Here is a 23,649-nt window from a genome sequence, read left to right as displayed (position 1 = left end):
TCACCGTTCAACTGGCAGGCTCGTTTGCACAACGATCGCGTCCATGGAAATGGCATGCGCTCACGGTGGGAGCAAGCCTGCTCGCGAAAGCGGTCTCGAGTGCGCTGCGCCTACAGCGTCTGCCACCCACCGCCGAGTGCCTTGTACAGCGCCACGCTCGCCTGCAACCGCGACAGGCGCAATTGCACATTCAGATCCTGCGCCGCGTACAGCGTGCGCTGGGTTTCCAGCACCGTCAGCAAATCCTCGGCGCCGGCCTGATAGCGGCTCTGGGCGATATCGAACGCGGTCTGCGCCTGATTCAATTCTTCACTTTGCCATTGCCGCTGTGCGTCGAGTCCGCGAATCCCGTTGAGGGCTTTTTCGACGTCGGCGAAACCGTTGATGATCGCCCCGCGATAGGTTTCCAGCAGTTCTTCCTGGCGTGCCGTGGCCTTGTCGCGCTCGGCGCTGAGGCGACCGTTGTTGAAGATCGGTGCGACCAGTCCGGCGGTGAGGTTGTAGAACGGGCTGCGAATGAGGTCATCGAACTGGTTGGCCCCGGAGCCCAGTTGGGCGGTGAGGGTCACGGTCGGCAGCATGGCCGCGCGGGCGACTTTGACGTCGGCCGCGGCCGACGCCAGTTGCGCTTCCGCGCGGGCGATGTCGGGGCGACGGCTGAGCAGATCGCTGGGCACGCCGGCATCGATGGTCGGCCATTGCAGTCGCTCGAACGGTTCTACGCCGGTCTGCAGCTCCTGCACCGGCCGGCCCAGCAGGGCGGCGAGGCTGATCAGGGCATCCCGTGCCTGTTGTTGCACCAGCGGCAATTGCCGTTGCTGGGCGGCCACCAGGCTTTTCTGCTGGGCCAGCTCCAGCGCGGTGGCCGAGCCCGAGTCGAAGCGGGTCTGCACCAGTTTCAGCACGTTCTGCGCGTTGGTCAGGTTGAGTTCGGCGATGCGACTTTGCTCACGCAGCGACAAGGCTTGCGCATAGGTGTTGGCCACGCTGCTGAGCAAGGTCAGTTCCACGGTCGCCCGGTCGAACTCGCTGGCTTGCAGGGCAAGCTGCGCACTGTCGCGGGAGGCGCGTTTACCGCCCCAGAAGTCGATTTCGTAGGACGCGCTCAAATTCGCATCGAAATAATCCACTGCCTTGTTGCTGCTGTCCGCGTCGAGTTGGCTGTAGCCATTGCCGCGCAGCAGTTTCTGCCGATTGGCGTTGACCCCGGCCTTGATTTCCGGCAACTGCGAGCCGCCGGCGATCACCGTGCCGGCCTGGGCCTGGCGCACCCGGGCGACGGCGGCCGCGAGGTCGAAGCTGCCGCGCCGGGCCTGTTTGATCAGGCGGTCGAGCTCGGGGCTGCCAAACTGTTTCCACCATTGCGGATCGACGCGCGCAACCCTGGCGTCGTGGGGCGACTGCCAGGTGGCGGGCGGTTGCAGGCCGCTGTCGGGACGCTGGACGGGACTGCCGCAGGCGCTGAGCAACAGGCACACGGTCAACAGGCTGAGGCGCGGTTTCATAGATCGATCATTCACTGGTAAGGGCCGTCACCGGGTCGAGTCGGGCAGCTTTGCGGGCCGGCATGAAGCCGAAGACAACACCGGTCACGAGGGCACAGCCGAAGGCGCCGAACACCGCCAGCAAGGAAAACGCCACGGCAACTTCGCTGAGCATCAGCACGCCGCCGACGATCAGCGCCAGGGCGATCCCGGCGATGCCGCCGACCACCGACAGCATCACCGCTTCGGTGAGGAATTGGCGCAGGATGTCGCGCTGGCGGGCGCCGGTGGCCATGCGAATGCCGATTTCGCGGGTGCGTTCGCGTACGGTCATGAGCATGATGTTCATCACCCCGATGCCGCCGACCAGCAGCGAGATCGCGGCAATCGAACCGAGCATCAGCGACAGGGTGTTCTGCGTGCGCGCTTCGGCCTGGATCATCGCGGCGTTGTTGGTCAGCTCGAAATCCTTCTTGCCGTTGTGCAGGCGCAGCATCAGTTGCTCGATGGCGTGTTCCGCTTCCTTGACCTTGCGCGCGTCCGCCGCGGCAATCGCCACGTACTCGGGGTCGCGTGTGCCGAACAGCCGCACGCTGGCGGCGGAGTAGGGGATGGCGATGCGGTCGTCGCTGTCCTGATCGCCGGAGCTCGCCCCTTTCTCCTGAAGTACGCCCACCACCTGGAAGGGCACGTTCTCGATCAGGATGTATTGGCCGATGGGGTTGGCGACGTCCTTGAGCAGTTTGTCGCGAACCTTTTTGCCGATCACGGCCACGGCGCTGGCGTTGCGTTCGTCGGCCTCGGTGAAGTAGCTGCCCTGGACCACTGGCCAGTTGAAGATCGCCGGGAAGTTGGTGTCGTTGCCGCCGACGTAGCTCAGGTGGTCGACGTTGCCGAAACGCACGCCAGCCTCGGCGCCGTTGACCGGCATGATGCGTTGCACCTGCGGCAGGCTGGCCAGCGCCGAGACATCGGCGAGGCTGATGATGCCCGGCGGCGTGCGCGGATTGGGGGCCGAGCCGCTGAGGTAAATGATGTTCGAACCGAACGCGCCCATCTGCGCCATGACCTGGCGTTTGCTGCCTTCGCCGACCGCGAGCATGACCACCACCGAAGCGACGCCGATGATGATGCCGAGCAGGGTCAGCGCCGTGCGGAAGCGGTTGATCCACATGACGCGCCAGGCGGCGTGCAGGGCGTCCACCAGTTCACCTTTCCACGCGCCGGTGGCTTCGGCGCCCTCGGCCAGACGCTGGCGCAGGTCGACCGCTTGCAGGGCGCCGGGATTGGCGGTGGTCTGGGCGTCGGGATTGTCCCGGGCGCTGTCGCTGATGATCAGGCCGTCGCGAATCTCGATGATGCGCTTGGCCCGCGCCGCCACTTCGCGGTCGTGGGTGATGAGAATGACCACGTGGCCCTGGCTCGCCAGTTCGTCGAGCAACGCCATGACCTCTTTGCCGCTGTGGCTGTCGAGGGCGCCGGTGGGTTCGTCGGCGAGGATGATGTGGCCGCCGTTCATCAGCGCCCGGGCAATCGATACCCGCTGCTGTTGACCACCGGACAACTGATGCGGACGGTTGCCGGTGCGCGAGGCCAGGCCGAGTCGGTCGAGCAGCGCGGCGGCGCGGGCGTGGCGTTCGGCGGCGGGTGTGCCAGCGTAGATCGCCGGCATCTCGACGTTTTCCTGGGCCGAGGCGGACGGAATCAGGTGATAGCCCTGGAACACGAAACCGAAGGCTTCACGCCGCAGCCAGGCCAGTTCATCGGTGTCGAGGCCGGCCACGTTTTCCCCGGCAAAACGGTACTCGCCGGACGTCGGCCGGTCGAGGCAGCCGAGGATGTTCATCAGCGTCGATTTGCCGGAACCGGACGCGCCGACAATCGCCACGAACTCGCCGGCATGGATCGTCAGGTCGATCCCGCGCAGCACGTGAACTTCGGGAGCATCACCACCGCCGTAGGCTTTGCGGATGTCCTGCAGCTCGATCAGGGGCGTGTGCATTCAGCCTCCGTTGCCGTCGGCCGGGCCGATCAGCAGGTGATCGCCTTCGTTCAGGCCTTGCAGTACCTGAACTTTCAAGCGATCGCTGATGCCGGTGTGCACTTCACGGGACTGCACGTCGCCATTGGCGGCGATCACTTGCGCAGTCTGGCGGTCGGCGCGGGCAGTGGCTTGCAGGGCGGCAACCGGCGCGGTGAGGACGTCTTTGGCCTGGCTGGCGACGAAGAACACCTGGGTGGTCATCTCGGCCATCAGCGCGTTGTCGGCGTTTTCGACATCCAGCAGCACGGTGTACAGCACCACGCGGGCGCTGCCGCTTTTGCTCGCACTGGCCGGGCTGCCGCCGCCCTGGCTGGTCTGGTCGAGCGGCTTGGGCGGCACCGGCAGAATCTGCCGCACGGTGCTGCTCCAGCGTCGCTGGCCGCCGCTGAGGGTGGTGAAGTAGGCCGTCATGCCCGGTTTGACGTGGCCGATGTCGGCTTCGGAAACCTCCGCCCACACGGTCATCGGTGACAGCTTGGCGATGCGCAGGATCAGCGGTGTCTGTTGTTGGGCGTTGAGGGTCTGCCCTTCGCGGGCATCCAGGGCAGCCACGGTGCCAGCCATCGGCGCGTAGATGCGGGTGTAGCCGAGTTCGGCCTGATCGCTGCGCAGGCTGGCTTCGGCCTGACGGATCTGCGCCTGGAACATGTCGATGCGCGCCTGGGTGGCTTTCAGTTCGGCGCGGGCAGTCTGCACGTCTTCTTCGCGGGTGGCGCCGCCGGCGGCGAGGTGCTGTTGGCGCTGGTATTTCTGTTGCGCGAGTTCGTGCTGGGCCTTCTGTTCCTGTAACTGGGCCTTGAGGTTTTCGATGGAAAAGCGCCCGGCGTCGAGTTTGGCCTTCTGTGTCGACGGATCGATCTCCACCAGCAGTTGACCTTCCTTGACCACGTCGCCGACTTCCACGTGGATCTTCTGGATCTGTCCTGACGCCTGGGCGCCGACATCCACATACCGCCGTGGTTGCAGAGTGCCCAGCGCGGTGACGCTGCTTTCGATGTCGCCGCGGGTCACTTGCACGGTGGCGAACCTGTCCCGGCCGGGCGGCAGGATCTGCCAGGCGGCGTAGGCGACAACAGGGATCAGACAGAGGACTACGAGCAGGGCGCGTCGGGCGGGGCGGGGACGTTTCATGCAGGGTTCCGGCCAGTGGAAATCGGCCCGTCGTCCAGCGGGCGCTGAACGCTGCCGCCAGGGGCGACAGACACGGGGAGCTGTCCTGTAAACGAGGCATGCACGCGGGAATTTAAGCGGGGACACACGATGTTACACGTATAGATCAGCACTATTTGGCGGGCAACGACAAACACCACTTTAAATCTATATGAGAATTACTATAAATTACGCGCCTCACGTTGCCACTATCTTGCTACCGCCTGTCAGACCCTGGCGGATCAGTGCCCCCAAGGAAAGAAACCGCCGCCTGCGGCCGGGAGTCATGTTGGAAAACTACTATCGAGAGCTGGTGTGTTTCCTCAACGCCAAGCTCGGCAACCGTCAGGTCGCCGAAGATGTGGTGCATGACGCCTACGTGCGGGTCCTGGAGCGCTCCAGCGACACACCGATCGAGCAACCGCGAGCCTTTCTCTACCGCACTGCGCTGAACCTGGTGATCGACGATCATCGGCGCAATGCCCTGCGCCAGGTCGAACCACTGGACGTGCTCGACAGCGAAGAACGCTATTTCACGCCGTCGCCGCACAGCACGCTCGATCACGGCCAGCGCCTGGAGATGCTGCAACGCGCCCTGGCCGAGCTACCGCCGCTGTGCCGCGACAGTTTCCTGCTGCGCAAGATCGAAGGCCTGTCGCATCCGGAGATCGCCGCGCAACTGGGGATTTCCAAGGCGCTGGTGGAAAAGCACATCGTCAACGCGATGAAACATTGCCGCGTGCGCATCAAGCAATGGGACGCCCATTGAGCCGTCGTCGTTAAATTTTATTTCCCTGTCCTCGTTCCTACTCAACAGACGACCTGCTGTCCTGCTTCAGGGCCGGCCGGTCACCCAAGCTCTCCCTCCGCGCTGTTCGGGGGTTCATCCAGAGGACACTGGAAATGACACAGGCAATTGCATCGCCCATCGTTCACGACCTGATCGGCGTCGGTTTCGGCCCTTCGAACCTGGCGCTGGCCATCGCTCTGCAAGAGCGCGGCGCGACCCAGGGCGAGCTGGATGTGCTGTTCCTCGACAAGCAACCGACCTACAGCTGGCACGGCAACACGCTGTCGACGCAGAGCGAGTTGCAGATTTCCTTCCTCAAGGATCTGGTGACCCTGCGCAATCCGACCAGCCCGTACTCCTTCGTCAATTACCTCAAGCACCACGGCCGTCTGGTGGACTTCATCAACCTCGGCACCTTCTATCCGTGCCGCATGGAGTACAACGACTACCTGCGCTGGGTCGCCGCGCAGTTCACCGAGCAGAGCCGCTACGGCGAAGAGGTGCTGACCATCGAGCCAGTGCTGCACAACCAGCAGGTCGAAGCGTTGCGGGTGATTTCCCGCGGGACGGACGGCCAGCAATTCGTGCGCACCGCGCGTTCGGTCGTGGTCAGCGCCGGTGGCACGCCGCGCATTCCCGAGGCGTTCAAGGCGCTGAAGGGCGATTCGCGGGTGTTCCACCATTCGCAGTACCTGGCCGAAATGGCCAAGCAACCGTGCGTCAACAACCAGCCGATGAGCATCGCCATCATTGGCGGCGGGCAGAGCGCGGCGGAAGCCTTCATCGACCTCAACGATTCATTCCCGTCGGTGCAGGTCGACATGATCCTGCGCGGCTCGGCGCTGAAACCGGCGGACGACAGCCCGTTCGTCAACGAAGTGTTCTCGCCGGAGTTCACCGACCTGATCTTCCAGCAGAACAGCAGCGAGCGTGAGCGCCTGGTCAACGAGTACCACAACACCAACTACTCGGTGGTCGACATTGACCTGATCGAGCGCATCTACGGCATCTTCTACCGGCAGAAAGTCTCGGGCATCGCCCGGCATGCCTTCCGTACCCTGACCACGGTCGAGAAAGCCAGCGCCACCGAGCACGGCATCGAATTGACCGTGCGCAACAATGCCACCGGCGAAGTCACCGTGCGTGCCTACGACGCGGTCGTGCTGGCCACCGGTTACGAGCGCCAGACCCACCGCAAACTGCTGGCGCCGCTGCAGGAATATCTGGGCGACTTCGAAGTCGACCGCCACTACAAACTGATCACCGACGAGCGCTGCAAGGCCGGCCTGTACATGCAGGGCTTCTGCCAGGCCAGCCACGGTCTGAGCGACACGCTGCTGTCGATCCTGCCGATCCGCGCGGACGAGATCGCCGGCTCGCTGTATGAGCATGGCAAGCACCGTGGGCATCGTTCGATGGCGGACCTGCTGCTGGCGACTGCCAGCTAAGTAGCCTTTTCAGCCAGACCGTTGATTGTTCCCACGCGCCGCGTGGGAATGCAGTCCGGGATGCTGTTGATCGTTCCCACGCTCTGCGTGGGAATGCCTCAAGGAACGCTCAGCGCTCAATGGGACGCAGAGCGTCCCCGGCTGCATTTCCACGCAGAGCGTGGGAACGATCTCGGCGATCTCGTCGGCAATCCTGAACCCTTCCTGAACACCCGCCACAATCCCCGACACACTTGCTTTTGCCGGTTTACTCTCCAGACATCGGGGCGTAAGCTTCGCGCGTTTTCATCAATAGCGGAGACCCACAGTGGGTACTTGTTCGAGTGACAGTTGTCGGCCGGTCCTTGTAACCGGCAGATTCTCGGCAAGATAACGCGCATCTTTCTGTGCCGTTGTCTCGCCGAACAGCGAGCAGCGGCATCCCGATCATGACCGGTCCCGGTCATGTCCCGACGTCCTTCTCATCGACACTGAAAAGCCTGTGAAGTCGACTTTACGTCGTCATCGCAGCCCTGTCGACACGCCTGTCTTTTCCGACCGGTGTGCCACGCCTTGCCGTGCCGTTTTCACGGTGGCCAAGGCGTGGACGTACCTGCTTGACGGTTTCCCGGCTGACCAGAGGGGCACCAGCCATGAAACTCACGCTCAAGGAATTTTTCGCAGGCTTCCTGCGCACCCGCCACATCGCCCGGCACTTCCGTCGCCTGGCGTTGCTGGAAACCATCAACGACACCACGGTCAGCCGTGAAGTGCCGCCCACCCTGGCCAACACCCTGGTCGATGCTGCGCATTGCGACGCCGGCGTGCTGCTGGCCAACCTCGGCACCCACACCGACGGCCTCACCGATTTCGAAGTCGATGCCCTGCGCGCGCAGCATGGCCTCAACGAAGTCGAGCACGAGCAGCCGCTGCCGTGGTGGACCCATCTGTGGCACTGCTACAAAAATCCGTTCAACCTGCTGCTGACCCTGTTGGCGGTGATCTCGTGGCTGACCGAAGACCTCAAGGCCGCCATCGTGATTTTCTCCATGGTGGTGCTCTCGACCCTGCTGCGCTTCTGGCAGGAAAGCAAATCCAACCAGGCCGCCGACGCCCTCAAGGCGATGGTCAGCAACACCGCCACGGTGATGCGGCGCGACGCGCCACGGATTGAATTGCCGATCAGGCAACTGGTGCCCGGCGACCTCATCGTGCTCTCGGCCGGCGACATGATTCCTGCCGATTGCCGGGTGCTCAGCGCCAAGGACCTGTTCGTCAGTCAGGCAGCGATGACCGGTGAATCGATGCCGGTGGAGAAATTCCCGCGCCAGCAGGACCGCGACACGCACAACCCGCTGGAGCTGGACAACATCCTGTTCATGGGGACCAACGTGGTCTCCGGAACCGCCGTGGCGGTGATCCTGACCACCGGCAACAGCACCTATTTCGGTGCGCTGGCGCAACGGGTCGGCGCCACGGATCGGGCGGTCACGTCGTTCCAGCAAGGGGTGAACAAAGTCAGCTGGCTGTTGATCCGTTTCATGTTCGTCATGGCGCCGCTGGTGCTGTTCATCAACGGTTTCACCAAGGGTGACTGGACCGAGGCGTTGCTGTTCGCCCTGTCGATTGCCGTGGGCCTGACCCCGGAAATGCTGCCGATGATCGTCACCTCGACCCTGGCCAAGGGCGCGGTGTTCCTGTCGCGCAAAAAAGTCATCGTCAAGCGCCTCGACGCCATCCAGAACTTCGGCGCCATGGACGTGCTGTGCACCGACAAGACCGGCACCCTGACCCAGGACAAGATCTTTCTGGCGCGCAACGTCGATGTCTGGGGGCAAGACTCCGACGACGTGCTGGAAATGGCTTACCTCAACAGCTACTACCAGACCGGGCTGAAAAACCTGCTCGACGTGGCCGTGCTGGAACACGTGGAAATCCACCGTGAGCTGAAAGTCGGCACGGCGTTTCGCAAGGTCGACGAGATCCCGTTCGACTTCAATCGCCGGCGCATGTCGGTGGTGGTCGAGGGGCGCGGGCAACCGCATCAACTGATCTGCAAAGGCGCGGTGGAAGAAGTGCTGGCGGTGTGCAGCCGCGTGCGGCATGGCGACGTCGACGAAGCCTTGAGCGATGAATTGCTGGCGCGGATCCGTCAGGTCACCGCAGCATTCAACGCTGAAGGCTTGCGCGTGGTCGCGGTGGCCGCGCGGTCGATGCCGCAAGGGCGCGACACCTACAGCCTGGCCGATGAACAGGAACTGACGCTGATCGGTTACGTGGCGTTCCTCGATCCACCGAAGGAAAGCACCGCGCCGGCGCTCAAGGCCCTGGCCGAGCATGGCGTGGCGGTCAAAGTGCTGACCGGCGACAACGAGTTGGTGACCGCGAAGATCTGCCGCGAAGTCGGCCTGGCGCAACAGGGCCTGTTGCTCGGCAACGACATCGAGCGCATGAGCGACGCGCAACTGGCGGTGGCGGTGGAAACCACCAACGTGTTCGCCAAACTGACGCCGTCGCACAAGGAACGCATCGTGCGCATCCTCAAGGGCAACGGTCATGTGGTCGGCTTCATGGGCGACGGCATCAACGATGCGCCCGCGCTGCGCACCGCCGACATCGGTATTTCCGTGGACAGCGCGGTGGACATCGCCAAGGAGGCGGCGGACATCATCCTTCTGGAGAAGAGCCTGATGGTGCTGGAGGAGGGCGTGCTGGAGGGCCGCCGCACCTTCGCCAACATGCTCAAGTACATCAAGATGACCGCCAGCTCGAACTTCGGCAACGTGTTCTCGGTGCTGGTGGCCAGTGCGTTCATTCCGTTCCTGCCGATGCTGCCGATGCATCTGCTGGTGCAGAACCTGCTCTACGACATCTCGCAGATCGCGATTCCGTTCGACAACGTCGACGCCGAGATGCTCAAGCAGCCACAACGCTGGCAGCCGGGGGACGTCGGGCGCTTCATGCTGTTCTTCGGGCCGATCAGTTCGATCTTTGACATCACCACGTTCGCCTTGATGTGGTACGTGTTCGATGCCAACACCCCGGATCACCAGACCCTGTTCCAGTCGGGCTGGTTCGTGGTGGGGCTGCTGACCCAGACGCTGATCGTGCACATGATCCGCACGCCGAAGATCCCGTTCCTGCAGAGCCGTGCCGCCATGCCGCTGCTGGTGATGACCGCAATCATCATGGCAGTGGGGATCTTCTTGCCGATGGGGCCGCTGGCGCATTACTTCAAGCTGCAGGCGCTGCCGTCGCTGTACTTCGTGTTCCTGCCGGTGATCCTGCTGGCGTACATGGCGCTGACCCAGGCGGTGAAGGGCTTCTACATCCGCCGGTTCGGCTGGCAATAACAGCAGGACTCGTGGCAGCAAGCCTGCTCGCGAAAGCGCAGTGTCAGCCACTGCAGCTGTGGCGCAAAGAACGCCTTCGCGAGCAGGCCCGCTCCCACAAGGGACTGCCGGGTTTTCAAGGAAATGACGATGCAAGCCATCAACAACCTCAACCTGACCTCGCTGCTCGACACCCTGGTCAGCCTCAGCGCCGCCTTCATTCTCGGCGGCCTGATCGGTTTCGAACGCCAGTACCGGCAACGCACGGCGGGCCTGCGCACCAACGTGCTGGTGGCGGTCGGCGCGGCGATTTTCGTCGACATGGCCAACCGTCTCGGCGGTGCCGAAGGCGCGGTGCGGGTGGTCGCCTACGTGGTCTCCGGGATCGGTTTTCTCGGCGCCGGGGTGATCATGCGTGAAGAGGGCAACGTCCGTGGCCTGAACACCGCGGCAACGCTGTGGACGTCGGCGGCGGTCGGTGCCTGCGCCGGTGCCGACCTGCTCGCCGAGGCGGTTCTGGGCACATTATTCATCCTCGCGGCCAACACGCTGCTGCGGCCGATCGTCAACAACATTAACCGCCAGCCACTGGACGTGGTCTCGGCGGAAGTCACCAACATCGTCTACGTGATTGCCCGCCGCGCGCAGCAGAAAGCCGTGCTGGCCTTGCTCGAAGCGGAACTGGAGCGCAGCAATTACCCGGCCAGCGATGTCGACGTGCATGCCTTTGGCGCCGACGAAGTTGAAATCGAGGCGACGCTGGCGACCACCTCGGTCGATGGCGATGAACTGGATGCGCTGGTGGCGCGGATCTCGACATCGGCGCTGGTGGTACAGGCGTTCTGGAGTCCGAGTACCACCGAGTGAGATCGTCGGGCAATCCGGATGAGTGGCGGTTTTTTTCGGAATCGTCCTACAGAGGTTGCTCAGGGGCTTGGGTAGTCTTGCCCGCACCTGGAGCCGCCATCGACTGGAATCGACGATGACCCACAAAGCCTTGCGTATCCTGATTGCCGACCCGCAGCACTTTCAGCGGATGAAGATCGAGCGGATCTTCAACCGCCTCGACTGCTACCGCATCGCCCCGGTGCAAAACCTCGCTGAACTGCTGACCCTGGTGGATTATGGCTGCGAGCCGTTCGATGTACTGGTAATCAACGCGCAACTGGCGGGCGGTCGCCTCGATCTGCACGGCTTCCTGCTGGATCAGCCGCACGTTCGCCGAGCACTGGTCTACAACGCTCCTGACTCCGGGGTTTTCCACGACAGGCTGACGATCAGCCAGGCGCCATTGCCGGCGGCGGCAGCCATCGAGCACCTGCTGGCATCGGCCATAGCATCGCGGGGCCGTCCCGCCGAGGCTCGATCGCGGCTGGGCCTGCGGGCCTGAGCACAGTTTCTTCGATTGCACAACTGTCAGGTCTGACAGGTGCTTATGCGCAATGGCCGTGCAACAGTCATTGCGCAGCCACCGGGCGTGTCGTTCCAGGCGGAGCGGCGGCGTCCCCGTCACGTATTGCTACCGGGAGTGGTCATGAGTTCAGCCTTGATCGTCGACGATCATCCGGTGGTGGTCGCCGCCGTCAAACTGGTTCTGGAAACCCAGGGCTACACGCAAATTCACGTGGCGTCCCGTGGCGTCGATGTGGTGCCGATGATTCGCGAGCACACGCCGGAGTTGATCGTGCTCGACCTGAAGCTGGAGGGCATGAGCGGCCTCGAAGTGCTGGAGCGGATCCGCGCGATCGGCCTGAGCTGCAAGGTGGTGATTTTCACCTCCAGCGAGCCGGTGCATTATCTGCCGCGCTGCCGGCGGGCCGGAGCGATGGCCTACGTCACCAAGTCGGCGCAATTGCAGCAATTGCAGAGCGCGATCAAGGCGGTGCGCTCGGGTTACACGTTCTTTCCGGAAATGCCGGATGCCAGCGTCGGCCAGTTCGACATGCAGAGTAACGAGCGCGCGTTGATCGATCTGCTCTCCGACCGCGAATTGCACATTCTGGTGCAACTGGCCCACGGCAAGCCCAACAAGCTCATCGCCAGTGAAATGAACCTCAGCCACAAGACCGTCAGCACCTACAAGACGCGCCTGATGATGAAGCTCGGCATGGGCTCGCTGGTGCTGCTGCGCGAGCTGGCAAAACGTAACCAGTTGCTCTGAGACATCGAGCATGAGGCCGCTGCAATGGATTGTCTGCCTGAGCCTGATGTTCGTCGGCGTGCTGCAGGCGCAGGAAACGACGCCAGCGTTGCAGATCGTCAGCCGCGACCGCCTGGAAAACGTCCAGGTGCGCCTCGATGAGGCGGATCGCCAGTGGCTGCGCGAACACGCGCTGCTGCGCCTCGGTGTTTCCGGGCCGGACTACCCGCCCTTCGAATTGACGCGCCACCAGCAGGAACTGGAGGGCCTGACGCCCGACTACGCCGAGGCGGTGGCGCAGGTGCTGAATGTGCGGATCGCCGTCAGGCGTTATGCCGACCGGGACACCGCCATGGCCGCGCTCAAGTCCGGCGAACTGGATCTGCTGGGCACCTCGAACAACTTCGAGATCGCCGACCCGGCGTTGGTCCTGTCCCGGGCCTACGCCGAGGATCAGCCGATGTGGGTGACCCGGCTCAACGCGCCATTGCCGGCGGATCTGGCCGGTAAACGGATTGCCATGGTCGAGGATTACCTGCCGGCATCAACTGTCCAGCGCGCTTATCCGGACGCCACCCTGGTGCGCTACGCGTCGATCCTCGATGCCCTCGGCGCGGTGGCGTTCGGCCGCGATGACGTGTACCTCGGCGACTTCATCAGCGCCTGCTACCTGATCAACACCCACTACCGCAATGACCTGCAGCTGGCCGGGGCGTCCGGGCTGGATGCCAATCCGTTCGGTTTCGCCCTGGCGCGCAGCAACGTGCGTCTCAAACGTCTGGTGGACAAGGCGCTGCTGGCAATTCCCATGGAGCAGCGCCTGGCCATGGAGCTGCGCTGGAGCGCCGGCCGTGCCGACATGGCCGTGCAGTCGCGGGTAAGCCTGAGCGCCAGCGAGCAGGTGTGGCTCGAACAGCATCCGCGGGTGCGGGTGGGCGTCATCGATGACTTTGCGCCGTTGACGTTTTTCGATGCCGAGGGGCGGTTCAGCGGCCTGACCGCGCAATTGCTCAAGCTGATCGGCCAGCGCAGCGGCCTGACGTTCGAGATCGTGCGCGGGCAGTCCCTGGAGCAGCAGGTCGAGCAGATCAAGCGCGGTGAACTCGACGTGTTGCCGGTGCTGACGCCGAGTAGCGAGCGTGAGCTGCAACTGCGCTTCACCCGAGCCTACATGAACAGCCCGTTTGTCCTGGTCACCGATGCAAAAGCACAGGCGCTGCGCGGCCTCGATGATATGGCGGGCAAGCGCCTGGCGATCTATCGCGGCAATACCCTGCGTGATTATCTGCTGGCGCAGGTGCCGCAACTGCAGCTGGTCGAGGTGGCGACCCCAGCGGCTGGCACGCAGGCGGTGCTCAACGGCCAGGCCGACGCGACCTTGAGTTCGTTGCTGGTGGCGCGCTACCTGATTGATCGGCAGTACCGCGCGCGGATGCGCATCGTCAGCACGGTCGGCGATCAACCGGCGCGAATCGCCATGGCCACCGCACCCGAGGCGGCGCAGTTGCATTCGATCCTGAACAAGGCGTTGCTGACCATCGCCCCGCAGGAAATGGACGATCTGGTCGCGCGCTGGAGCCATCAGGTGGTGGTCAACGACAGTTACTGGCAGCGCCACCGCCGGCAGATTCTCCAGGGGTTTGCCGCGGCCGCCGGGTTGTTGCTGCTGGCGCTGGCCTGGATCGCTCTGCAGCGCCGGCAGATTCGCCAGCGCCAGCAATGGATGCGCCAGTTGCAGCAGGCCAAGGACGCCGCCGACGAGGCCAACCGCGCCAAATCGACCTTCCTGGCAACCATGAGCCACGAAATCCGCACGCCGATGAACGCCTTGCTCGGCATGCTCGAACTGGCCCTCAAGCACGCCGACGCCGGTGTGATCGATCGTCCGGCCATCGCCGTGGCATCCAGCGCCGGCCAGCAGTTGCTGGCACTGATCGGTGACATCCTCGACATCGCACGGATCGAAGCCGGGCATCTGAGCCTGGCCCCCGAGCGGGTCAATCTGCGCCAACTGGTAGCCTCGGTGGCGCAGGTGTTCGAGGGGCTGGCGCGGCACAAGCAGCTGCTTTGGCATGTCGACCTGGATGCGCGCAGTGACGTCGACGTGCAGCTTGACCCACTGCGGTTCAAGCAAGTGCTGTCGAACCTGCTGAGCAACGCCATCAAGTTCACCGAGGCGGGCGAAGTCAGTCTGTCGTTGCTCGCGGCGCCGACGCCGGCCGGGACGATGGCGGTCACGCTGGTCATCGAGGACAGCGGCATCGGCATCAGCGCCGAAGACCGGCAACGCCTGTTCGCTGCGTTCGTGCAGGTCGGCGACCGTACGGACATGGCGCGCACAGGTTCCGGCCTGGGTCTGGCGATCAGCCGCTCGCTGTGGGACATGATGGGCGGAGATCTGGCGCTGGACAGTGCACCGGGGCGTGGCACGCGGGTGGTGCTGCGCATCGACGTGCCGTTGCTGGCGGCAGAGCCATCGTCCATGGCCCCGGTGCAGCGAGCGACAGCGCCGTTACGGCCACTGACGGTGCTGGTGGTCGACGATCACCCGGTCAACCGCCTGCTGCTGTGTCGCCAGTTGAGTGAACTCGGCCACGCTACCGTCGAAGCGGGCGACGGCGAACAAGGGCTGGCGACGTGGTGCGAGCAGGCGTTCGACGTGCTGATCACCGACTGCAACATGCCGCGCCGCAGCGGTTACGAACTGGCGCGAGCAGTGCGTGAGCGGGAGACGGCGACGGGCAGGGCGCGTTGTTGGATTTTCGGTTTCACGGCCAATGCGCAGGTCGAGGAAAAGCACCGCTGTCGGGCTGCCGGCATGGATGACTGCCTGTTCAAGCCGATTCTGCTGGAGGATTTGCGTCAGGCGTTGAACGGCGCTGCGAGCGACGCGCGCGCAATCGAACCGCCAGCCGTCGAAATCGACCTCAGTGCGCTGGAACAGTTGGCGGCAGCGAATCCGGCAATCCTCCAGCGCTTGCGCCAGGAAGTGCTGAACAACCTGCAACTGGATCTGCAACGCCTGGAGGCGCTGAGTCAGCAGCGCGATCGCGCGGGGCTGGCCGACCTCGCCCACCACATTCTCGGTGCCGCGCAAATGATTGGCGCGGCGCGAGTGGCTGCGGCATGCCGGGTGCTGCAACAGGCCTGCCCGGATGCGGACACCGCCGGGCTGGCGGCGGCGGTCGAGGCATTGCGCGAGACCCTGCTGGGCCTCGCGCAACGCTTGCAGGGCTAGCCGGTCAGTCCCACTGCGGGGCAATGCCCTTGGGGCTGGTCAGGCGCTGGCCGCGCTCGAGGGTGGCGATCAAGGCCATGTCGGCCGCGCTCAGGGTCAGTGCCGTGGCGCCGAGGTTGCTTTGCAGGTTGGCGCGTCGGGTCGACGACGGGATCACCGCGTAGCCCTGTTGCATGGCCCAGGCCAGGGTGACCTGCGCCGGTGTCGCTTGCAGGCGTTCGGCGATCTGCTGGATCAGCGGGTCCTTCAGCACCTCACCGTAGGCCAGGGTCATGTACGACGTGATCTGGATGCCCTGGCTGCGGGCGAAGTCGGCGACCTTGCGGTTTTGCAGGTACGGGTGCAGCTCGATCTGGTTGGTCGCAATGTGCTCGGCGCCGACGGCGGCAATCGCCTGTTGCAGCAGATCGATGGTGAAGTTCGACACGCCGATCTGCCGGGTCAGGCCCAGGCGTTTGGCTTCCAGCAGGGCACCCATGAATTCCTCCACCGGCACCTGGTCCTGCGGTGATGGCCAGTGGATCAGGGTCAGGTCGAGGTAATCGGTCTGCAGTTTTTGCAGGCTCTCCCTGAGGCTGTCGATCAGCCGATCCCGAGCGAAATTGGCCACCCAGATCTTGCTGGTGATGAACAACTCGTCACGGGCGATACCGCTGGCGGCGATGGCCTCGCCGACCTCGGCTTCATTTTCGTAGATCTGCGCGGTGTCGATGACCCGGTAGCCGAGTTCGAGGGCGGTGCTCACCGAATCGATGACCACCTGGCCTTGCAGGCGAAACGTACCAAGACCGAAAGCGGGAACAGACATGCATGACTCCAGGGTGACAGTGGGAATGGCCAGGAGTATCGGTGTCAGCGCCGCGGAGAAAAACCGTCAGTGGGACAAAGCACTGTTGAGTGCAAGTCACGAATCCGCCTGAGGTCTGTGTTGGCAGGCCGAGAGCGGCTGTCGAGTCGTTCCATAGATGGGACGATCAGGCCGACATTCGGGGTCTAGTGGCAAATACGTTGCGGATTTAAGATGAATTCATGTCCACCCTCTCTTCAGGAGCCAGCATGAAAAACATTCTTGGCGTTTTCCCCAGCCCTCGCGGCCATTGGGTCGGCGATGGTTTCCCGGTGCGCACGCTGTTTTCCTACGACAATCTGGGCAAGCACATCAGCCCGTTCCTGCTGCTCGATCACGCCGGGCCTGCTGAATTCTCCCCAACCACCGAACGGCGTGGCGTTGGCCAGCATCCGCACCGTGGTTTCGAAACGGTGACGATTGTCTACGACGGCGAGGTCGAACACCGCGATTCCACGGGCAGCGGCGGCAAGATCGGCCCCGGCGATGTGCAGTGGATGACCGCGGCGTCCGGCATCCTGCATGAGGAATTCCATTCCGCCGACTTCGCCAGAACCGGCGGCAGTCTGGAAATGGTCCAGCTGTGGGTCAACCTGCCGGCCAAGGACAAAATGGCCGCCCCCGGTTACCAGACGATTGTCGACGCGCAGATTCCCGACATTGCGCTCAAGGACGGCGCCGGTCGCCTGCGGTTGATCGCCGGTGAATTCGACGGCCAGACAGGCCCGTCGCGCACCTTCACGCCGATCGACGTGTGGGATTTGCGCCTGAACGCCGGCAAGTTGCTGACCCTCGACCTGCACGAAGGCCGCAATACCGCGCTGGTGCTGTTACGCGGCACGGTGCGGGTCAATGGCCAGGAAACGCTGGGGCCGGGCCAGTTGGCGCTGCTCGAGCGCGAAGGTCGGCAATTGACCCTCGAAGCCAGCGAAAACGCCGTGGTGTTGCTGCTCAGCGGCGAGCCGATCGATGAGCCGATCGTCGGCCATGGCCCGTTCGTGATGAACAGCGAACAGGAAATCCATCAGGCCTTTGCCGACTTCCAGTCTGGACGTTTCGGACGCATGCCGGCCTGATTCGCGGCGCCTTCAACCCCCTGGGAGCCAACCGGCTCCCAGGTTTTTTTGCGCCGCGGATGCCGGCGCCCATTCCGCCAAATCAATTGCTCCTACACTATGGCCAATCTGTGCGATCTTCTCGCGATTGGCCATTGTCGGAGTTGTTTGATGCTGTCTCTGCTCACCGAACATCCGTTGTTCTGCGCGTTGATTCTGATCCTGGTCGACCTCGGTCTGTGGCGCCTGATCAGCTCCCGAGGCAGCGAATGGAAGCTGCTGGTGCGGGTGCTGATCTTCAGCCTGTTCAGCATTCTGCTGTTCAACGAAGGCCTCAACCCGATGGAGCCGGCGCCGTGGGCCGACAATGTGCCGCTGCACCTGGCGGCGACCGGGTTGCAGATCGGCTGGTGGCTGTTCGGCGCGCGCACCCTGACCGTGTTGATCGGTGCGGTGATGATGCAGCGGGTCGGGCATACCGGGCGGCTGTTGCAGGATTTGCTCGGCGCAGTGATTTTCCTCATCGCGATCATTGCGGCGCTGGCCTATGTCCTGGATCTGCCGGTCAAAGGCGTGCTGGCCACGTCCGGCGCGCTGGCGATCATCGTCGGCCTGGCGTTGCAGAGCACCTTGAGCGACGTGTTTTCCGGAATCGTGCTCAACACCACCAAGCCCTATCAGCTCGATGACTGGATATCCATCGACGGCACCGAAGGCCGGGTCACCGACATCGACTGGCGTGCCACGCGCCTGCAGACCAGCCAGGGCAGCATGGCGGTGATCCCCAACTCGCTGGCGGCCAAGGCCAAGATCATCAACTTCAGCCGGCCGAGCAACATGTTCGGCGTGGCCGTCAGTGTCCAGGTCAGCCCTCATGCGCGGCCGAGCGCGGTGATCGACGCGCTGGAGCGGGCAATGCAGGGCTGTCGCCAGTTGCTCGACAATCCCGCGCCGAGCGTGGCGCTGAAAAGCTCCGGCAGCGTCGGCGTGGAATATGAAATCAGCGGTTTCGTCGCGTCAATGAACGAGAAGCGCTCGGTGCGCAATCAACTGTTCGACCTGGCGTACCGGCATCTGCAGGCGTCCGGGGTCAATCTGCTGTCGAACAATGAACCGAGCACACCGAGCAACCTCTCGCGGCCGCGGGCCTTGCTCGACAGTTCGCCGATCTTTTCCACGCTGCGCCAGGAGGAAAAGGAAACCTTCAGCCAGAACATGACCCTGCAGACCTTCCGCGCCGGCGAGACGATCCTCGAGGCGGGAGAGGTCAGCGATCACCTGTTCATTATCGAGTCCGGCGTAGTCAGCGTGACGTTGACCCGCCACGGCGCGCCTTTCGAATCCGGACGCATGGGGCCGGGCGAGGTGATCGGCGAGGCCGGGATCCTTTCCGATTCCTCGGTGCCGGCGATGTTTGCCGCGAAAACCTTCTGCGCCCTCTATCGCATCGAGAAGTCCTACCTCAAACCGTGCCTGGATGCCCGCCACGACATCAACGATGCGATGAAAGCGCTGCTCGATTTCCGCCTGCACAAGGCGCAGGCCCTGACCCAGGAGACGCCGGTGGCCGAGCCGAAAAAGGGCTTCCTCAACTGGTTGCGGCATCGCGTTTAAGGTCGACGCAAAGCGTACTGCGCCAGCTTGTCTTCGAGGTTCTGCCGCACCTGCGGCCATTCGTCATCGATGATGCTGAAGCGCACCGAGTTGCGCTTGCGGCCGTCCGGCATGATCCGTTCATGGCGCACGATGCCCTCCTGTTGGGCACCGAGACGCAGGATGGCGTTGCGCGACCGGTGATTGTTCTCGTCGGTGGTGAACTGCACGCGCACGCAGTCGAGCACTTCGATGGCGTGGCGCAGCAGCAGGTATTTGGCCTCGGTGTTGACGAAGGTTTTCTGCAACCGCGCGGCGATCCAGCTGCTGCCGATTTCCAGCTTGCGGTTGTGCCGGTCGATTTTCCAGAAACGGGTCGAACCGATGACTTCGCCGGTTTCGCGCAACACGATGACAAACGGCATGACGGTGCCGGCATCCCGCCCGTCGAGGGCTTTTTTCAGGTAGCTGTCGACGGTGCTCGCCGAGGGTACGACGGTTACGGTGAGATTCCACAGCTCACCATCGGCGGCGGCGTGAAGCAGGGCGTCGGCGTCGGCATATTGCAGGGGGCGCAGGAGGATGCCCTGGCCGTGCAGCGTGGGTTGCATGAGGGCGGTTCCCGGCAGTCAGGTGAGCGCCTATTACGCCGCAGCGGGCCGATCCGATGCAACCTGCGTAGCGCCCGCAGGGTCAGATTTTTTACATTTCCCGGGCAGGAGCGTCAGACGATGAAAAAACTGCGGATCGCCACCTTCAACGTCAACGGCCTGCGTGCGCGTCTGCCCAACCTGCTGGACTGGCTCAAGCGCGAACAGCCCGACATCGCCTGCCTGCAGGAACTCAAGTCGGTGGACAGTGCCTTTCCCGCCGCCGAGCTGGAAGCCGCCGGTTATGGCGCGATCTGGCACGGTCAGGCGTCGTGGAACGGGGTGGCGATCCTCGCCCGCGATGCGCAACCGCTGGAGAGCCGGCGCGGTTTGCCCGGCGATCCCGCCGACACGCACAGCCGTTACCTCGAAGCAGCCGTGCATGGCGTGTTGGTCGGTTGCTTGTATCTGCCCAACGGCAACCCGCAGCCGGGGCCGAAGTTCGACTACAAACTGGCCTGGTTCGAACGCCTGATCAGTTACGCCAAGGATCTGCAGCGCAGCGACCATCCGGTGGTGCTGGCCGGTGACTACAACGTCGTGCCGACCGATCTGGACATCTACAACACCCGTTCCTGGCTCAAGGATGCGCTGCTCCAGCCGCAGAGCCGCGAGTGCTATCAACGCTTGCTGGACCAGGGCTGGATCGATTCGCTGCGGCACCTGTACCCGGAGGACCGGCTCTACACCTTCTGGGATTATTTCCGCCAGCACTGGCAGAAAAATTCCGGCCTGCGCATCGACCATCTGTTGCTCAACCCGGCGCTGAGTCCTTATCTGGTCGAGGCCGGTGTCGATGCCTGGGTGCGCAACGAACCGCATGCCAGCGACCATGCACCGACGTGGATTCGTATCGATTCGCGCAAGCGCCGTTAGCCACGATTGGCGAAATCAATTGTCGGTCCGCGCCACGAATCCCGTATACATGGCGACCATCGGCGGAATGATCCGCGGCGCCATGCATAAGGACCGAGCAATGAGCGAGCCACGCCTGAACGATGTGCACCTGTACCTGCAGCGCCTGGGGTTCGCCACACGGCCCGCGCCCACCCTGGAAACATTGCAGCAACTGCAACGGCGCCACACCAGCACATTTGCCTTCGAGAATCTGTCGACCATCGGCGGCGCGCCGGTGCCGATCGACTTGCCCTCGGTGGAGCGCAAAGTCCTGCATGAAGGGCGGGGCGGCTACTGCTACGAACTGAACAATCTGTTCCTGGCGCTGTTGCTGGAGCTCGGTTTCGAGGCGCGCGGAATCAGTGGCCGTGTGGTGCTGGGCCAGCCGGAAGGCAGCTGGACGGCGCGCACCCATCGTTTGAGCCTGGTGCACATCGACGGCGTGCGCTACATCAGCGACGTCGGCTTCGGCGGCATGGTGCCGACCGCGCCGCTGATCCTCGACAGCGAAAGCGCGCAGGCCACCCCGCATGAGGCTTATCGTCTCGACAGGCAGACTGACGGCTATCTGCTGCGAGCCCAGGTCGCCGGCGAGTGGCGGCCGGTGTACCTGTTCGATCTGCAGCGCCAGGAAGCCATCGATTACAGCATCGGCAACTGGTACGTCTCGACCCATCCCGATTCACCGTTCGCCCAGCGCCTGATGGTCGCGCGCACCGGCGACGGTTGGCGCCGCACGTTGAACAACGGCAGTTTTGCCATCCACCGCGTGGGCGCCGAGAGCGAACGGCGTGAGCTGACAGACGTCGATGAACTGCTCGAAGTGCTGGTGGACGAGTTCGGTATCCGCCCACCCCCGTATCCTGCGCTCAGGCCAGCGCTCAAGCGTCTGCTCGAGACGAACCCGCCAGCACCGTAAAACGCCACAGGCCAGCGCCTGCGACACCAATGGCGCGGCGTGCCCAGCAATCTCCGCTAAAGGCATCGACCTCGATGACGAAGGGGTCGATGACGGTCCAGGCTGAGCGCTGTCTGCTCAGCGTTTCCCCGCAGTCCATGCTCAGAAGATAGTTGCCGCTCGTGACCTTGCAGGGTAGGGCGCTCCTGCCGCGCTCTATCGGTCAACTCCACCTGGATCTGCGCGACAGAGGTCGTACAACCGTTGATGATTTGTTGTATACAAAAACATGGACACTTGTCGCGAGTTTTGAATACAGTGTGCGCATAACAAAAACCAGGGAACCCCCCCACCATGAAAACGCCCCATGTTTCACACCAACGGCCCGAGGATGAAAATCTCGGGGTCGGCGCGAATATGGCTTACGGCCTGCAACATGTTCTGACCATGTACGGCGGTATCGTTGCGGTGCCGCTGATCATCGGTCAGGCCGCCGGGCTGTCGCCCGCGGACATCGGTCTGTTGATTGCTGCTTCATTGTTTGCGGGGGGGCTGGCGACGTTGCTGCAAACCCTGGGTCTGCCGTTTTTTGGCTGTCAGTTGCCGCTGGTGCAGGGCGTGTCGTTTTCCGGTGTGGCGACCATGGTGGCCATCGTCAGCAGTGGCGGGGAGGGCGGCTTCCAGTCGGTGCTCGGCGCAGTGATTGCGGCGTCGCTGATCGGCCTGTTGATCACGCCGGTGTTCTCGCGGATCACCAAATTCTTCCCGCCGCTGGTCACCGGTATCGTGATCACCACCATCGGCCTGACCCTGATGCCTGTCGCCGCGCGCTGGGCCATGGGCGGCAACAGCCACGCGCCGGACTTTGGCAGCATGCAGAACATCGGCCTGGCAGCGGTTACGCTGGTGCTGGTGCTGCTGCTGAGCAAAGTCGGTAGCGCGACCATCTCGCGCTTGTCGATTCTGCTGGCGATGGTGATCGGTACGGTGCTGGCGGTGTTCCTCGGCATGGCGGATTTTTCCAGCGTGACCCAGGGGCCGATGTTCGGCTTCCCGACGCCGTTCCATTTCGGCATGCCAACCTTCCACTTTGCGGCGATTCTGTCGATGTGCATCGTGGTCATGGTGACGCTGGTGGAAACCTCGGCGGACATTCTCGCCGTCGGTGAAATCATCGACACCAAGGTCGACTCCAAGCGCCTGGGCAATGGCCTGCGCGCTGACATGCTGTCGAGCATGATCGCGCCGATTTTCGGCTCTTTCACCCAGAGTGCCTTCGCCCAGAACGTCGGGCTGGTGGCGGTCACCGGGATCAAGAGCCGCTACGTGGTGGCCACCGGCGGCCTGTTCCTGGTGATCCTCGGCCTGCTGCCGTTCATGGGGCGGGTGATCGCGGCGGTGCCGACCTCGGTGCTCGGCGGCGCCGGTATCGTGCTGTTCGGCACCGTGGCGGCGAGCGGGATTCGCACGCTGTCCAAGGTCGATTACCGCAACAACGTCAACCTGATCATCGTCGCCACTTCGATCGGTTTCGGCATGATCCCGATTGCCGCGCCGAACTTCTACGACCACTTCCCGAGCTGGTTCGCGACCATTTTCCACTCCGGCATCAGTTCCTCGGCGATCATGGCGATTCTGCTCAACCTGGCGTTCAACCACTTCACCGTCGGCAACTCCGATCAGCAGTCGGTATTTGCCGCGGCGGAAGAGCGGACCCTGCGTTATCGCGATCTGGCGGCGCTGCGTGAAGGCGATTACTTCAGCGACGGCAAGCTGCACGATTGCGATGGCAACGAAGTACCGGTGATCGAGCCCGATGAGCACGATCATGGGCACGGTGCACCGAAGGTGCAGGTGAAGAGCGGCGAGCACGTCTGACGCCTGCCTCTGAATAGCAAAGGGCCGATTTGCCAAGCGCACATCGGCCCTTTTTCATAGGCACGGCAAGAGGATCGCAGCGTTCCGAGCTTTTCGAGCGCCCACAAAAAAGCCCCTGAATCTTTCGATTCAGGGGCTTTGCTATTTGGCTCCACAACCTGGACTCGAACCAGGGACCCAGTGATTAACAGTCACTTGCTCTACCAACTGAGCTATTGCGGAATTGG

The 23,649-nt window shown here is 63.5% G+C and carries 17 protein-coding genes and 1 tRNA gene; 12 read left to right on the top strand and 6 right to left on the bottom strand.

What is annotated here, in order from left to right; genetic code table 11:
- Positions 1–110 precede the first annotated feature (110 nt).
- The 3 genes from QRN70_RS05975 to QRN70_RS05965 are packed head-to-tail and all read right to left on the bottom strand — an operon-like array spanning position 111 to position 4,659.
- A complete protein-coding gene (locus QRN70_RS05975) occupies positions 111–1,505 on the bottom strand; it encodes an efflux transporter outer membrane subunit (protein WP_285416322.1) in 1,395 nt (464 codons plus the stop codon).
- Positions 1,506–1,512: 7 nt separating this feature from the next.
- On the bottom strand, positions 1,513–3,486 hold the full coding sequence (locus tag QRN70_RS05970; RefSeq protein WP_285416321.1) for a MacB family efflux pump subunit: 1,974 nt from the start codon (positions 3,484–3,486) through the stop codon (positions 1,513–1,515).
- Positions 3,487–4,659 (bottom strand): efflux RND transporter periplasmic adaptor subunit, encoded by a 1,173-nt coding sequence (locus tag QRN70_RS05965; protein ID WP_285416320.1) that lies wholly within the window; start codon positions 4,657–4,659, stop codon positions 3,487–3,489. It lies immediately after the preceding gene.
- A gap of 304 nt (positions 4,660–4,963) precedes the next feature.
- Between QRN70_RS05965 and QRN70_RS05960 the strand changes: the two genes are divergently transcribed.
- From QRN70_RS05960 to QRN70_RS05930, 7 genes are all read left to right on the top strand, one after another.
- Positions 4,964–5,446, top strand: coding sequence for a sigma-70 family RNA polymerase sigma factor (locus QRN70_RS05960; protein ID WP_285416319.1), 483 nt, complete (start codon positions 4,964–4,966; stop codon positions 5,444–5,446).
- 134 nt (positions 5,447–5,580) lie between these two features.
- Positions 5,581–6,915: a lysine N(6)-hydroxylase/L-ornithine N(5)-oxygenase family protein gene (locus QRN70_RS05955; protein WP_285416317.1), complete on the top strand. Its 1,335-nt coding sequence runs from the start codon at positions 5,581–5,583 to the stop codon at positions 6,913–6,915.
- 632 nt (positions 6,916–7,547) lie between these two features.
- Complete coding sequence (gene mgtA, locus QRN70_RS05950) at positions 7,548–10,247, top strand: magnesium-translocating P-type ATPase (protein ID WP_285416315.1); 2,700 nt, start codon at positions 7,548–7,550, stop codon at positions 10,245–10,247.
- Between the two features lie 129 nt (positions 10,248–10,376).
- Positions 10,377–11,093, top strand: a complete 717-nt coding sequence (locus QRN70_RS05945; RefSeq protein ID WP_285416313.1) for an MgtC/SapB family protein — start codon at positions 10,377–10,379, stop codon at positions 11,091–11,093.
- Positions 11,094–11,208: 115 nt separating this feature from the next.
- Positions 11,209–11,616, top strand: coding sequence for a chemotaxis protein CheY (locus QRN70_RS05940; protein WP_285416311.1), 408 nt, complete (start codon positions 11,209–11,211; stop codon positions 11,614–11,616).
- 144 nt (positions 11,617–11,760) lie between these two features.
- Entirely contained in the window at positions 11,761–12,387 is a 627-nt protein-coding gene (locus tag QRN70_RS05935) for a response regulator transcription factor (protein WP_285416310.1), read from the top strand.
- Between the two features lie 10 nt (positions 12,388–12,397).
- On the top strand, positions 12,398–15,604 hold the full coding sequence (locus QRN70_RS05930) for an ATP-binding protein (protein ID WP_502941524.1): 3,207 nt from the start codon (positions 12,398–12,400) through the stop codon (positions 15,602–15,604).
- Positions 15,605–15,608: 4 nt separating this feature from the next.
- Here the strand turns inward: QRN70_RS05930 and dkgB are convergent, their stop codons facing one another.
- Entirely contained in the window at positions 15,609–16,412 is an 804-nt protein-coding gene (dkgB, locus tag QRN70_RS05925) for a 2,5-didehydrogluconate reductase DkgB (RefSeq protein WP_285416308.1), read from the bottom strand.
- 248 nt (positions 16,413–16,660) lie between these two features.
- Between dkgB and QRN70_RS05920 the strand changes: the two genes are divergently transcribed.
- Positions 16,661–17,527: a pirin family protein gene (locus tag QRN70_RS05920; RefSeq protein WP_285416306.1), complete on the top strand. Its 867-nt coding sequence runs from the start codon at positions 16,661–16,663 to the stop codon at positions 17,525–17,527.
- A gap of 150 nt (positions 17,528–17,677) precedes the next feature.
- Positions 17,678–19,120, top strand: a complete 1,443-nt coding sequence (locus tag QRN70_RS05915) for a mechanosensitive ion channel family protein (protein WP_285416305.1) — start codon at positions 17,678–17,680, stop codon at positions 19,118–19,120.
- Here the strand turns inward: QRN70_RS05915 and QRN70_RS05910 are convergent.
- Positions 19,117–19,710 (bottom strand): GNAT family N-acetyltransferase, encoded by a 594-nt coding sequence (locus QRN70_RS05910; RefSeq protein ID WP_285416304.1) that lies wholly within the window; start codon positions 19,708–19,710, stop codon positions 19,117–19,119. The genes QRN70_RS05915 and QRN70_RS05910 overlap by 4 nt on opposite strands.
- A gap of 120 nt (positions 19,711–19,830) precedes the next feature.
- On the opposite strand from QRN70_RS05910, the gene xth reads away from it, so the two are divergent.
- From xth to QRN70_RS05895, 3 genes are all read left to right on the top strand, one after another.
- A complete protein-coding gene (xth, locus tag QRN70_RS05905) occupies positions 19,831–20,625 on the top strand; it encodes an exodeoxyribonuclease III (protein ID WP_285416302.1) in 795 nt (264 codons plus the stop codon).
- 100 nt (positions 20,626–20,725) lie between these two features.
- Positions 20,726–21,565, top strand: coding sequence for an arylamine N-acetyltransferase family protein (locus QRN70_RS05900; protein ID WP_285416300.1), 840 nt, complete (start codon positions 20,726–20,728; stop codon positions 21,563–21,565).
- 333 nt (positions 21,566–21,898) lie between these two features.
- Entirely contained in the window at positions 21,899–23,422 is a 1,524-nt protein-coding gene (locus tag QRN70_RS05895; RefSeq protein WP_285416298.1) for a nucleobase:cation symporter-2 family protein, read from the top strand.
- A 146-nt stretch (positions 23,423–23,568) separates the two neighbouring features.
- Here QRN70_RS05895 and QRN70_RS05890 read toward each other — a convergent pair.
- Positions 23,569–23,644: transfer RNA gene (locus tag QRN70_RS05890), tRNA-Asn, on the bottom strand.
- Between the last annotated feature and the right edge of the window lie 5 nt (positions 23,645–23,649).

The organism is Pseudomonas sp. efr-133-TYG-5 (genome assembly GCF_030209175.1).
Classification (GTDB): Bacteria; Pseudomonadota; Gammaproteobacteria; order Pseudomonadales; family Pseudomonadaceae; genus Aquipseudomonas.
This window is presented reverse-complemented; position numbering and strand designations above follow the sequence as displayed.